Below are 13587 nucleotides of genomic sequence, written 5' to 3'. Positions count from 1 at the left end.
TCCTGCCTTTACCATGCTCATGCACACACCCCGCGTGTGCCCCCGTACGCACTTGCTTCGGGTGGACACGCACTGCAAGGCTTTGCCCGTGGATGCCACGCATACCGGGGGTCTGCGCGACTCCTCAGCACCCGCACTCTCACCGTCACTTCGACGCCTTGAGAGCACACATGCACGATGACGACGGACGGCGACCGGCACGGGCTGCGCGAGCACGTGATGAGGCCGCTCAGTTCCTGAACCGACTCGGGCGGCCGGAGGGGCCGGAGCCCACGGAGGCGGTTCTCGTCATCGACACCCATCCGACGATGCGGGTGTGGGACTCCACGGCCGGTGAACTGGCCGACGAACTGGAGCGGGCGGGACGGTTCGACCGGGTCCGCGTGGTGCGCCTGCTGGGGACCGACGAGACGGATCCGGCGCGGGTGAGCACGGAGGAGCCGCTCGCCCCGGCCGACCGGGACGTACGCCGACTGGTGCTGGTGCTGACCGACGCCCTGGCGGCCGGCTGGCGGCTCGGTGCCGTACAGCCGCTGTTACGTGCGGCGGGGCGGACGTCGCCCGTCGCCGTGGTGCATCTGCTGCCCCAGCGGCTCTGGTTCCGCACCGGCCTGGACGTGGGCCGGGTACGCGTCCGTACGCCGCATGCCTGGGCGGCCAACCGGGAGTGGGACTGGGAGGAGCGCGAGGTCCCCGCCGGATTACGGGACGCCGAGGAGGCCGAACCCGAGGGCGACGCGGTGATCGTGCCCGTGCTCGCCCTGACCCACCGTTCGGCGGAGTCCCTCGCCCGGCTGCTGTCCGGACCGGCGCCCGAATGGCGGGATCTGCCCGCCATCCAGGCCCGGGAGTGGAAGCGCAGGCCCGACGCGGCCCGTGGCCTGCCCTGGGCGGAGGACGTGCCCGACCCGCACAGCACCGTGCCCGCCGCGGAACGGGTCTCCGACTTCCGGGCCGCCGCGAGCCCCACCGCGTTCATGCTCGCGACCCGGCTGGCGGCGGCGCCGTTGAGCCTGCCCGCCATCCGTGCCATCACCGGGACCGCTCCCGGCACGGGCCCCGTCCATGTCTCCGAACTGCTGCTGAGCGGACTGGTCCGGCCCACCCGGACGGAGGAGGACGGCCCGGCGGACGTGGTGTTCACCTTCGCCCCGAACACCCGTGAGGAACTGCTGGCCCAGGGACGCCGCAGCGCGACCGGGCGGGTCCTGCACGACGTGCGCGCGTTGTTCGCCCGCCACGCCACGACCCGCTCCCTGCTGCCCGACCCCGCCGAGCCGCTCGACACCCTGGCGATGCCGCGCGTCGACCGCCGCAACATCGCCTTCCTCCGCGTCGAGCTCACCGCCCTGAGGGCCCTGTCGGGGCGCTACGGCCAGCGTGCCGCGATGTTGGCGAGGGTGCTGAGCTGGCACGATCGGCGATACGCCGTCAGCCTGGAGAAACCGCCCCGTACTTCGACGGGACCCGCCCCTTCCGGTTCGGCCTCGGCGGCGGTCGAACCGGGTCCTCAGTTCCGGTCCGTTTCCGAAGGAGCCCCTCAGATGTCGACAACACCCCAGCGGACCGTGGAGGAGGACCGCGCGACACGGCCGCGTGTCTGGGGGAACCTGCCGCCTCGGAATCCGAACTTCACCGGTCGCGCCGCCCTGCTGGAACTGCTCGACCAGCGCCTGCAGGAGGGCACCACCACGGTGCTGCCCGAGGCGATCCACGGCATGGGCGGCGTCGGCAAGACGCAGCTGGCGATCGAGTACGCCTATCGCCACCAGGCGGAGTACGACATCGTGTGGTGGATCCCCGCCGAGCGGCCGGGGCAGATCGGCCAGGCGCTGGTGGAACTGGCCCAGCGCCTCGGTCTGGTCACCACCACCGAGGCCAACATCGCCGGACCGGCGGTCCGCGAGGCGCTGCGCGAGGGCCGGCCGTACTCCCGCTGGCTGCTCATCTTCGACAACGCCGACAACCCCGAGCAGGTCCGCCACTACTTCCCGCCGGGCGGCAACGGCACCATCCTCGTCACCTCCCGCAACCGGCGGTGGGGGCAGGTCGGCGGATCCCTCGAAGTGGACGTGTTCACCCGGGAGGAGAGCAAGGAGCTGCTGCGCCGCTCCGGGCCGCCGCTGCAGGACGACGAGGCGGACGCGCTGGCCGAGGCGCTGGGCGATCTGCCGCTGGCGCTGGAACAGGCCGCCGCCTGGCGTGCCGAGACGGGCATGCCCGCCTCCGAGTATCTGCGCCTGTTCGAGAACAAGCGCATGGAGCTGCTGGAAGTGGCCCCGCCGCCGGACTACCAACTGCCCGTCGCCGCCGCCTGGAACGTCTCCCTCGACCATCTGGAGACCCGCAGCCCCGCCGCACTGCGCCTGCTCCAGCTGTGCTCCTACTTCGCCCCCGACCCGATCTCCCGGTCCATCTTCTCGGGCCTCGGCAACAGCAGCATCTTCCCGGAGCTGGACGCCGCCCTGAACGACCCGATGAAACTGGCGCGCGCGATAAGGGAGGTGAACCGTTACTCGCTCGCCCGGATCGACCACCGTACGAACTCCATCGAGATGCACCGTCTGGTGCAGCTGGTCCTGAACAACCGCATGACCTCCGAGGAACAGACCCGTATGCGCCATGGAGCCCACACCCTGCTGGCGGCCGCCGACCCCAAGTCGCCCAACGATCCGGCGAGCTGGGCCCGGTACGCGGAGCTCTACAGCCATGTGATCGCCGCGGAGGCCATCAAGTCCGACCAGCCGTGGGTGCGCCAGCTGGTCAGGAACATCGCCGAGTACCTCTACTACTGGGGCGACCACGAGGTGTCGCTCGACTTCTCCGAGCAGGCCTGGCAGTCCTGGCTCACCATCTTCGGCGAGGAGGACCAGCAGACGCTGCTGATGGGGCAGTGGCTCTGCTACATGTACTGGGTCGTGGGCCGGTTCGACGACGCGGGCGCACTGGTGACCCATCTGCGCGAGGTCTACGAACGCACCGCCCCCGCCGAGGGCGAGGACATCCGGGAGGACGCGCTCGACGCCGTCCAGCTGGAAGCCGCCGTACGCCGGGTCGAGGGCAGGTTCGCCACCGGCGCCGAGCTCGACAAGATCGCGTACGAACGAGCCCGCAGGGCCTTCGGCGAAGAGGACCCGACGACCCTCAACATCGCCCACAACCTCGGCGTGAGCCTGCGTCTGGCCGGTGACTTCCGCCAGGCCCTGGACCTCGACCGGCGCACCCTGAACCTGAAACTGCGCCTGTTCGGCCGGGACGACCGGCGCACCCTGCTCACCGAGAACAGCGTGGCCATCGACGTACGCGAGACGGGCGACTACGTCGGTGCGCGCACCCTGCAGGATGCCGTGCTGGCCGCCTACCGGGACGTGATCGGGCCGGGGAACCCCGCGACGATCGAGGCGATGCGCCAGCTCAGCGAGGCCTGCCGCAAGGAGGGCAACCACAACCTCTCGCTGGAGCTGGCCACCGAGGTGCACGCCAAGTTCACCCGCCGCTACGGCGACACCCACCCCCAGTCGCTGGCCGCCGCGCTGACCCTGTCGGTGGCACTGCGCCAGAACGGCGATCTGCAGGCGGCCCGGACCCGGGGCCTGAAGGCCTGCGAGGGCTACCGGAAGATCTACGACCCCCATCACCCGCACGTCCTGTCCGCCGATGTCGACCTGGCCGTCACCCTGCGCCTGCTCGGCGAGGCCGAGGAGGCGCGGCGCCTGGACGAGACGGCGCTCACCTCGCTCACCGACCGGCTCGGCGCGGACCATCCGCTCGCCCTCATCTGCGCCGTCAACCTGGCCAGCGACCTGGCCGCGCTCGGCCGGTTCGAGGACGCGCGGAGCCGGGGCGAGGACTCGCTGGCCCTGTGCCGCACCACCTTCGGCGAGGACCACCCGACCACGCTGGCCTGCGCCGGCAACCTGGCGCTGGACCTCGTCTCCGTCGGCGCGGAGGCCCAGGGCAGCACCCTGCGCGCGGACACCATGGAGCGCATGGAGCGGGTGCTCGACGCGCCCCGGCTGCGCGCGGAGCAGGGCACTCCGCACCCGGCCACCGTGGAGTTCAGGGACCACCGACGGGCCAACTGCGACATCGATCCACTGCCGTTGTGACCGGGCGGGGCCACGCGGCCCTGTCCGGTTGATCGGTCCGGCTGCAAGCAGCAGCGCGGGGGACGGAGGACGAGCCGGGCCCCGCGGCGTCGGCATGATCCACCGGACGGGCGCCTCAGCCCCGGGGCTTCACCGGCTCTCGGCCGGGCCGGCCCCCAGCCAGGCCGCCAGCCGGACCGGGTCGGTGCCCCGTCCCGTCGTCGCCTCCAGGGCGTCCCGCACGGCTCGGGCGCGCTCCGGGAAGGTGAGCAGCAGGCGGGACGCGGACTCGTGGGCCGGGTCGCCGGCCAGGGCCCGCCCGAGGCCTGCCCAGGCGGCGGCCGGGGCGTCCTTGCCGGTCAGGCGGGCGGTGAAGGCGTCCCGGGCCCCGCTGAGGTCCCCGCGGGCCAGCAGTATGTCGGCCGAGTCGACGCCGTGGATGCCCCCGCCTCCCCCGCCGCCGTCGCCGACCTCGCCGTCCTCGTCGTAGCGGGCGACGCCTTGCCGCCAGGTTCCCTCGGGCTCGCTGAGCCGGTGCCGGGCGAGGACGGCGGCGCTGTCCAGGAAGCGGACCTCGGGGTCCGGGACCGGCACGGGCTCGGCGGCCAGGGTGGCCGGGGGCTGTGCGTCGCCGCGCTGCCAGGCCCGTACGGCGTCCTCGACGGCCGCGGCCTCGGGCCGCAGATGGTGGGCCCGCCAGCGGGCCAGATGGTCGTGGGCGGCGTCCTCGGCGAGCCGCAGTTCCGCGGCGGGCACCTCGTCGGACATCCACGGCGCGCAGCGCTCGGCGAGGCACTCCACGACCCGCCGCCCCAGCGGTGTCAGCCGCTCGTGTCCGCGGACCCGGTTCAGCGTGGACCACACCTGGCCGCGCCAGAGCGCGAACTCGAAGTGCGCCAGCGGGGCGTACTCGGGGTCGGCGGTGTGCCGGTGGGCGCGCCAGAACCTGGTCACCCCGAGGAAGGCGTAGATGCCCTGGAGCAGACCGCCCAGCGGACGGGGGTCGTCGCGCCAGGGGGCGTAGAACAGCTCTTCCGGGGCCTGGGCGTCCCCTGTCGGCACGGTCAGTGGTCCCAGGTGGATCAGGCCGCCCAGTTTGATGTGCTGGAACTCGTGCACCAGAGTCGCGGCAAGCTGGGCGACGTTGTCCGGGCGGGAGGCCACGACCCCGCCGAACGCGGCGGCGGCCGTGCAGCTGTAAGGCCGAAACCTTTCTCTCGCCGGTGTGGGCGCTATCGACAGCAGCCCGTGGCGCATCGCCCCGGCGCTCACCGGATCGTCGCGCCGCAGCACCTCCCAGGCATCGGTGAGGAGCGACTCCCACGTCCGCGCCTCCGCCTCGGACAAGGGGCGCGGATCGCTGGGGCGCGGGAACGTGCGATAGCGGTCCAGTTCCTCCAGCACCAGGGACTTCGCGCTCTCCGCGGGCCCCAGCGTCATCCGGCGCACCGGCAGCCAGTGCGGGCCACGCCGGTCCCAGCCGGGCGCGACCTCCACGGCACCGCTCGCGCCGGTGATCCGTAACCGGCCCGCGCGGCCCGTGACCCGGCCGGTGCTCCACGGTTCGGTGTCCGGCAGGACCGCGCAGCCCAGGGTCGGCAGCGGCAGCAGCCCGCTCCGCACGGGAACGGTGATCGAGAAGTCCAGTCCCGCCCTCGCCCCCGCGGCGGCCGCCAGCGCCGCCAGGTATCCCGTGACCGCCCACTGCGGTGCGTCCTCGTCGGCCGCCCATCCCCTGACCCTGCGCACCGCGAGGGAGACCCACATCCCGGTGTTGGGGGACATCAGCACGTCCTCGAACACCTCGGGCGCCCGCAGTTGGGCGCGCTCCAGCAGGGCCCATGCCTCCGCAGGGGGTTCGGGGAGTCGGGACAGCTCGTCGTTCAGCGCCCGCAGCAACAGCAGGCGGCGGCTGCGCTCCGCGCCGTGCAGTGCCGTCAGCACCGCGCCGTCGCCCTCGCCGTGGGCGAGCGCCAGAACGCCGGCCGCCGAGAGCCGGTGGAAGGGCAGGCGGTCCCGTGTCGTCGTGGCTTCAGCGGCCACGGATGCCCCGTCGCACCGAGGCGGTCATGTCGTCAGGCGTCGAAGCGGGACCCGTTGTAGCCCCCGACGGTGATCCCCTGCGGGCCGTCGATGTCGTGCAGCAGCTCTTCCAGCGACTCGCCGAAGGCGGTGCCGTCCATGCGGCGCAGCGCTTCAAGAGAGACCCCCGAGAGATCGACGAGACCGGACTCGACGGCAGGCATCGTTCGCTCCACGGCTGCCAAGTCCCCTCCCGTATCCACCAGTCAGCGCTGTCGGTGCCTCATCCATGATGGCCCAGCAGGACACATGTCGAAACCCCATGTCCCGGCCGCGCCCACGACATCAAGTCATCGAACGGACCGCGCCATAGGGACGTGCCAGGGGCAAACGGGCGGTCGCTCCACCCGATGCGCCACGTCACCCGATGCGCCACATCACCCGTCGCGCCACGTCACAAGCCGCGCCGCGCCAGCCCGGCCGCCGCCCGGTCCATGCGGTCCACCTCCGGCGACGGCCCCTCCAGCAGACGTACGGCTTCCAGGAGCTGGTCGAGGGTGCCCGGGTAGCGCAGACAGGTGCGGACGATGCCGTAGACGTCCATCCGCAGCCTGGGGTCGCGGGGGCTGTGGGCGGCGACGCGGTCGTCGATGCTGTCCAGCAGAAGGGTCGTACCGGTGCCGCCGCGCAGCATCGGAAGGGCCGTCAGGGCGTCGACGAGTTCCGCCAGTTCACGCAGGGGCAGATCGGCGGGCAGGCCGGTGAGGGCGGGGACCGGGCGGGCGCCCTGGGCGGCGTCGGCGAGGGCGAGCGCTGGGCGCGGGGGCAGTCCGCCGTAATGCCGGAGCAGTTCCAGTTCGGCGGGGGTCAGTGTGTCGTACCAGCGTTCCACCCGTCCGGCCGCGAGCCTGCCCAGGCCGTCCGAGCGGTGATGGGCCCGCACCACGCCGATCACCCGGCCGCCGCACCACACCACGGCACCCGACATGCCCTCCCAGGGCGAGCGGTCCGGCTCGACGTCGGCGGGCGGGGTGACGACGGCCAGCTCCAGGGTGCCCTCACGGCGGTTGGAGAGCACGGAGACCGTGCCCGAGACATGGCACGAGTCCCGGTACTGACTGGGCGATCCGTCGTCCAGCAGGTGCGCGGTGTCCTCGCGGAGCTTGAAGCGGGGGAAGCCCATCGCGCTGAAGGGCAGCGTCACATCGGCGTCGGGCACCGCCGCGTAGGGGGGTGGACCGGCCGGGGGCGCGTCGGCCGGGAGGCCGGTGATCTCCAGCAGCGCCACGTCGGCGGACTCGGCCAGCAGCACGACGCGGGCGGCGGCGCTCCACTCCCCCGGGCGGTCCGCGTCGAAGCGCACCCGGAGCGATGCGAGCGGGCCCGCGACGACATGGGCGGCCGTCAGCACGGTCGCCCCGCCGACCCGGTATCCGGAACCGCGTCGCCCGGGCAGCCCGTCCGGCCGCCGCACCAGTATCTCGGCGACCCGCGCCGCCTCCAGTCCCCGCGCCCGCTCCCCCACAGCGGCCCCCTACCCCTCGGGGGTCAGGGGTACGCGGCTCAGTTGTTCCAGCTCTCGTCGTACGGATCCTTCGGCGCCGTCACCGGCTTCGCCTCCGTGACCTCGATGAACGGGATCGGGCCGCCGTTGACCGGGTCCTCGGCGCGGCGCGCGGTGTAGGTGCCGGTGATCCGCAGCCAGGTGTCCGGTTGCAGGACCGGCGGGACCTGGCCGGTGAGGGCGACCTTGACCGGCTGTGCGTCCGCGGCACAGCAGTTGAGGGCCATGCGGACGAGGTAGGGGGTGCCGTCGTGGTCCAGGGCCAGGAAGCCGGTGAGCTGGACCCGGCGGCCCTGGAGGGTACGGCCGTGGTCGTAGACGGCGCGGCCCGCGTAGTCGACGACGCTCAGGGGCAGGGGGTCAGCGGCGGGGAGCGCCGGGTAGGCGAGGGGTTCCTGGAGGGCGGTGCCGGTGCGGGTGGCGCTGTAGGAGCCGAGGGCGGGTGGGGCGACCAGGATCAGGGCGAAGAGGGGGAGGACCAGGAGCCAGGCGACCCGGGGTTCGAGGTGGGGGTGGGGGTCGTGGTGCCCGTGGCTGTCCTGATGGTCGGCCGGCTGCTCGCGGCGCGCCCGCTTCCGTTCGTACCAGACCGTCGCCACCGCCGCCGCGATCAGTACCGCGCCGGCCGCCAGTACCAGTGGGCGCAGGCCCTGTTTGACGTAGCGCAGGTAGAGGTCGGTGGTGCCGGCGTGCAGCAGGGACGCGCCGAGCAGGAACAGGACGGCCGACTGGGCCTGGCGGTTCACAGGATCACCCACCCCGTGAGGACCGAGACGGCCACCGCGAGCGCGAAGGTGGCCGGGGCGAAGCGCAGGGCGAAGGCGCGGCCGAAGGTGCCCGCCTGCATCGCGAACAGTTTGAGGTCGATCATCGGGCCCACGACGAGGAAGGTGAGCCGGGCCGTCAGCGAGAACTGCGACAGTGACGCCGCCACGAACGCGTCCGCCTCCGAGCAGATCGACAGGACGACGGCGAGGACCGCGAGGGCGAGGACCGACAGCACCGGGTTGCCGGCCGCCGCGCGCAGCCAGCTCTCCGGGGCCACCGCCTTGAGGGTGGCCGCCGCCATCGCGCCGATCACCAGGAAGCCGCCGGCGTGCATCACGTCGTGCCGGACGGAGCCCCAGAAGGCCTCGCCCCTGGTCTGGCCCTCGTGGGACGGATGGGAAGGCGGCTTCAGCCAGTCGGTGCGGCCCAGGCGCAGCCACAGCCAGCCCATCGTGCAGGCCACCAGCAGGCTCGCGACCAGGCGGGCGAGGACCATCTCCGGGTTGCCGGCGAAGGCGACCGCCGTCGCCGTCAGCACGATCGGGTTGATCGCCGGGGCGGACAGCAGGAACGCCAGGGCCGCGGCCGGGGTCACTCCGCGCCGGACCAGCGCCCCGGCCACCGGCACGGACGCGCACTCGCAGCCCGGCAGCACCGCGCCCGCCGCCGAGGCGACCGGGACGGCGAGGGCGGGGCGGCCGGGCAGGGCGCGGGCGAAGAAGGACGGCGGGACGAACACCGCGATCGCCGCCGAGAGCAGCACACCGAGGACCAGGAAGGGCAGCGCCTGGACGATCACCGCGACGAACACCGTCGTCCAGCTCTGCATGACCGGGGCGGAGAGCGCGCGGCGGATCGGGCTCTGCAGCAGCACCAGCGTCAGGAGCAGCATGGTGAGGAAGAGGGGGGAGTTGAGGTGCCGGCCCTCTTCCGCGGTCCGCCGGGGGTCCCTTCGGTCTTCGGTCCCGCCGTCCGTTCCCGGTGGGGACTGCGGGGCCGCTCTGGTGGTCGCCACGGGCGAGGTACCTCCGGTGGTGCGGAAGGGCGCTGGTTTCCCTCCCCTCCGGTACGGCCGGAGGGGCCCGGGCGTTCAGTCGCGGAACCGCCGCTTCTGGAACCACCCGTCACTATCCGGCAGTCTTTCCCCTCGTGGGGAGCGTTCCGAATCAGGGCATGGCGAGTGACACCACCGCGCACATGGTGGTGTGCGGCGACGACGGGCTCGCGCACCGGCTGGCCGCCGAGTTGCGCGGGGTGTACGGCGAGCAGGTCACGCTTGTCGTGCCGCCCTCCCAGCGCACGGAACGACCACCCGTCGTGGGCCGGGCCAGGGCCGCGTCGGCGGCGCTGCTGGACCGGATGGTCAGCGCGGCCGTCAACCGGGCGGGCGGTGGCGCCGTGGGCGGTGCCGAACCGGCCGGGAGCGTACGGGTGGTGGAGGCCGCGGAGGCCACCGAGGCCAAGCTCGCCGAGGCGGGCGTGGAACGGGCCGACGCGCTCGCCCTCGTCTATGACGACGACGAGACCAACATCCGCGCCGCCCTCACCGCCCGCCGCCTCAACCCCCGGCTGCGGCTCGTCCTGCGCCTGTACAACCGCCGGCTGGGACAGCACATCGAGGAACTCCTCGACCAGGCCGCCACCTTGGCGACCGGTGTCGGCGACGCGGGGCTGGACGCCTCCACCACCGTGCTGTCCGACGCCGACACGGCCGCCCCCGCGCTGGCCGCGACCGCCGTCGTCGGCACCACCAAGGTCGTACAGACCGACGGTCTGCTGCTGCGCGCCGTGGAGCGTCCGCCGCTGCGGCCCGGTCAGTCACCTCCGTCCGGGCTGGCCACGCTGGCCGTGCTGTCCAGCAACGAACCGGCCGGAGCGGACGGTTCGGACGGCAACGGGGAGCAGGGGCCGCTGCTGCTGCCGGAGGCGGCGGCGGTGCGGGAGGCCACGGGGCGGGGGACGGTCGTCCTGGAGCAGGTCTCGTACGTTGGTCCCTCGATGCCGTCGAGCGGGGGCGGGCGGGGTCTCCTGCCGTCGTTCGGCTCGCTGTTCTCGCGGCGGTTGCGGTGGTCGCTGGCCGGGCTGGTGGGGTGTGTGGCGGCGTTGGCCGTGGCGCTGACGGTGGTGACCGGTGAACACCCGCTCTACGCCACCTACATGACCCTCCTCGACCTCTTCGCCATCAACGAACCCGCGCTCCACCAGAACCTGGCCCGGCAGATCCTGCAACTCCTGTCCGGCCTGATGGGCCTGCTGCTGCTTCCGGTGCTGCTGGCCGCGGTGCTTGAGGCCCTCGGCACCTTCCGCACCACGTCCGCGCTGCGCAAACCGCCGCGCGGGCTCGGTGGCCATGTGGTGCTGCTCGGGCTGGGGAAGATCGGCACCCGGGTGCTGACACGGCTGCGGGAGCTGAACATTCCCGTGGTGTGCGTCGAGGCCGACCCCGATGCGCGCGGGCTCGCCACGGCCCGCCGGCTGCGGGTGCCGGTGGTGCTCGGGGACGTCACACAGGAGGGCGTCCTGGAGGCGGCCAAGATCCACCGGGCGCATGCGCTGCTGGCCGTGACCAGCGCGGACACCACGAACCTTGAGGCCGCGCTGTACGCACGGTCCGTACGCCCCGATCTTCGCGTGGTGCTGCGGCTGTACGACGACGACTTCGCCACCGCCGTGTACCGCACCCTGCGCGCCGCGCACCCCCATGCGTCCACCCGCAGCCGCAGCGTGACGCATCTGGCCGCGCCCGCGTTCGCCGGGGCGATGATGGGGCGGCAGATCCTGGGGGCGATTCCCGTCGAGCGGCGGGTGCTGCTGTTCGCCGCCGTGGACGTGGCCGGTCATCCCCAGCTGGAGGACAAGACCGTCGGCGAGGCCTTCCGGCCGGGCTCCTGGCGGGTGCTCGCGGTGGACCGGACGCCTCGGGAGGAACGCCGGGAGGAACCGGCGGCGGAGGAGTCCTACGAGGAGAACCGGGCCGGCGACGGGGCGTCGGGGTGGGAATGGGACCTGCCGGACACTCAGGTGCTCCAGAAGAACGACCGGGTCGTACTGGCCGCCACCCGGCGGGGGTTGGCGGAGCTGCTGGGCAGGCGGTCCCGGGAGCGGGCGGGGGCGTAGGCCGAGCGGGCGGGGGGCAGGCCGTTCTCTCCGCCCCCGCCGCTCGCCCGTCCCATCCCTCAGGGACGGGCAGGGACGCTCAGCTGCTCAAATGCCGCTCCGCGAAGTCCAGTTCCAGCCGTACCTGCTTGATCCGCTCGTCCACCACCAGTGACCCGTGCCCGGCGTCGTAGCGGTACACCTCGTGGGTCGCGCCCCGGTTCTCCAGGCGCTTCACGTAGTTGTCGATCTGGCGGATGGGGCAGCGTGGGTCGTTCACACCCGCCGAGATGTAGACCGGGGACGTCACCTTGTCGACGTAGGTCAGCGGTGACGACGCCTCGTAGCGCTCCGGAACCTCCTCCGGGGTGCCGCCGAGGAGCGTGCGGTCCATGGCCTTCAGGGCTTCCATCTCGTCGTGGTACGCCGTGACGTAGTCGGCGACCGGGACCGCCGCGATGCCCAGGGTCCAGGCGTCCGGCCGGGTGCCGAGGCCCAGGAGGGTGAGGTAGCCGCCCCAGGAACCGCCGGTCAGGATCAGACGGGCCGGGTCGGCGAGGCCCGACGTCACCGCCCACTCGCGGACCGCCTCGATGTCCTCCAGCTCGATCAGGCCGACCCGGTGCTTGAGGGCGTCCGTCCAGGCCCGGCCGTAGCCCGTCGAGCCGCGGTAGTTGACGCGTACGACCGCGTAGCCGTGGTCCACCCAGGCCGCGGGGCCCGCCGCGAACGAGTCGCTGTCGTGCCAGGTGGGGCCGCCGTGGATGTCGAAGACGGTCGGCAGCGGGCCCGCCGCCCCCGCCGGCCGCTGCACCAGGGCGTGGATGCGGCCGCCCGGGCCCTCCACCCACACGTCCTCCACCGGGACCGAGCCGGGGGACTTCATGCCGGGCGGGTCCAGGACCACGCGGCCCGTCGTCGAGCGCACCGTCGACGGCTCCGCCGCCGACGACCACAGATACTCCACGCTGCCGTCCGGGCGGGCCGTCGCCCCGGACACCGAGCCGGCCGGGGTCGGGATCCGCTCCAGCTCACGCCGGGCCAGGTCGTAGCGGAACAGCTCGCTGCGCGCCTCGAAGCTGTGCACGATGAGCAGACCGGTCCCGTCCGGGTACCACTCGGCGCTCACGTCACCGGGCAGCTCCAGCGCGAGGTCCGTCTCCTCGCCCGTCGCCACGTCCCACACCAGCGGCTCCCAGCGGCCGCGCCTCTGGTGCCCGATGAGCAGGCGCGCGTCACCGTCCACCGGGGCGAAGCCGAGGACCTCCAGGCCCAGCTCCTCGGTGCCGCCCTTGGTGTCGTCGAGCTCGGCGACCGCCGTGCCGTCGGGGCGCAGCACACGCAGGGCCGAGTGCATCGCGTCGCCGTGCTCGGTGTGCTCGACGGCGATCAGCGTGCCGTCGTGGGAGAGGTCGCCGACGCCCGCCGACTCACGGTGGCGGTAGATCTCCACCGGGGGCTCGGCGGCCCTGGCCAGATGGATCGTCGTGCCGTCCTCGTCCGTCGAGCGGCCCACGACCGCCGTACGGCCGTCCCGGGCCAGGGCCAGGCCCGCCGGGTACGACGGGTCCAGGCCCGGTGCCGCGAGCTCGTCCTCGCCGCCGTCGAAGCGCTGGCGGCGCCAGACGCCGAACTCGTCGCCGTCCTTGTCGTCGAACCACCAGATCCACGCGCCCTCCGGGGAGAGCACACCGTCCGTCGTGCCGTTCGGCCGGTCGGTGACCTGGCGCTGCTCACCCGTCGCGCGGTCCCAGGCGTACAGCTCGTAGGTCCCTGTGGCGTTCGACACGAACAAGGAGCGGTCCGGGGCGTCCTCCGCCCAGTCGGGCAGCGACACCCGGGGCGCCCGGAAGCGCTTCTCCCAGTCCGGCATGCCCTTGTCCCGCACGGCCTCGTCCTGCATGTCGTGATCCCGTGAATCGGACCCGTGGCTCTCAGTCATGGCCCCATAGTGCCTGGCCCGACCGACAATCCGCTGCCGAGGTCCCCAGCCTGTGGATAACTTCGCGGCGTTCCCTTCCACGACCTCCACGGCTTCCGACCCCGCGG

8 protein-coding genes are annotated in these 13587 nt (G+C 73.2%); 2 read left to right on the top strand and 6 right to left on the bottom strand.

The features are described 5' to 3' along the window. The first annotated feature begins 170 nt into the window (after positions 1-170). Entirely contained in the window at positions 171-4109 is a 3939-nt protein-coding gene (gene fxsT / locus ACFWYS_RS34380; protein WP_384777306.1) for an FxSxx-COOH system tetratricopeptide repeat protein, read from the top strand. Positions 4110-4238: 129 nt separating this feature from the next. Here fxsT and ACFWYS_RS34375 read toward each other — a convergent pair whose 3' ends face one another. The 5 genes from ACFWYS_RS34375 to ACFWYS_RS34355 all read right to left on the bottom strand — a co-directional run bounded on the left by ACFWYS_RS34375 (position 4239) and on the right by ACFWYS_RS34355 (position 9457). Further along, positions 4239-6131, bottom strand: a complete 1893-nt coding sequence (locus tag ACFWYS_RS34375) for an HEXXH motif domain-containing protein (protein ID WP_384777303.1) — start codon at positions 6129-6131, stop codon at positions 4239-4241. A gap of 32 nt (positions 6132-6163) precedes the next feature. Beyond that, positions 6164-6334 (bottom strand): hypothetical protein, encoded by a 171-nt coding sequence (locus ACFWYS_RS34370; protein ID WP_384777300.1) that lies wholly within the window; start codon positions 6332-6334, stop codon positions 6164-6166. Between the two features lie 230 nt (positions 6335-6564). Then, positions 6565-7635 carry a trypsin-like peptidase domain-containing protein gene (locus ACFWYS_RS34365; protein WP_384777297.1) on the bottom strand — a complete coding sequence of 357 codons (1071 nt, stop codon included), beginning with the start codon at positions 7633-7635 and terminating at the stop codon, positions 6565-6567. Between the two features lie 38 nt (positions 7636-7673). Then, positions 7674-8420: a TIGR03943 family putative permease subunit gene (locus ACFWYS_RS34360; protein ID WP_384777294.1), complete on the bottom strand. Its 747-nt coding sequence runs from the start codon at positions 8418-8420 to the stop codon at positions 7674-7676. Further along, on the bottom strand, positions 8417-9457 hold the full coding sequence (locus tag ACFWYS_RS34355) for a permease (protein WP_384777291.1): 1041 nt from the start codon (positions 9455-9457) through the stop codon (positions 8417-8419). The genes ACFWYS_RS34360 and ACFWYS_RS34355 overlap by 4 nt, the downstream gene beginning before the upstream one ends. Positions 9458-9639: 182 nt before the next feature. Between ACFWYS_RS34355 and ACFWYS_RS34350 the strand changes: the two genes are divergently transcribed. Continuing rightward, complete coding sequence (locus ACFWYS_RS34350; protein WP_384777351.1) at positions 9640-11559, top strand: NAD-binding protein; 1920 nt, start codon at positions 9640-9642, stop codon at positions 11557-11559. 79 nt (positions 11560-11638) lie between these two features. Here the strand turns inward: ACFWYS_RS34350 and ACFWYS_RS34345 are convergent, their stop codons facing one another. Further along, positions 11639-13480 carry a prolyl oligopeptidase family serine peptidase gene (locus ACFWYS_RS34345; protein ID WP_384777288.1) on the bottom strand — a complete coding sequence of 614 codons (1842 nt, stop codon included), beginning with the start codon at positions 13478-13480 and terminating at the stop codon, positions 11639-11641. Positions 13481-13587: the final 107 nt, after the last annotated feature.

Source organism: Streptomyces sp. NPDC059010 (assembly GCF_042740355.1).
Classification (GTDB): domain Bacteria; phylum Actinomycetota; class Actinomycetes; order Streptomycetales; family Streptomycetaceae; genus Streptomyces.
This window is presented reverse-complemented; position numbering and strand designations above follow the sequence as displayed.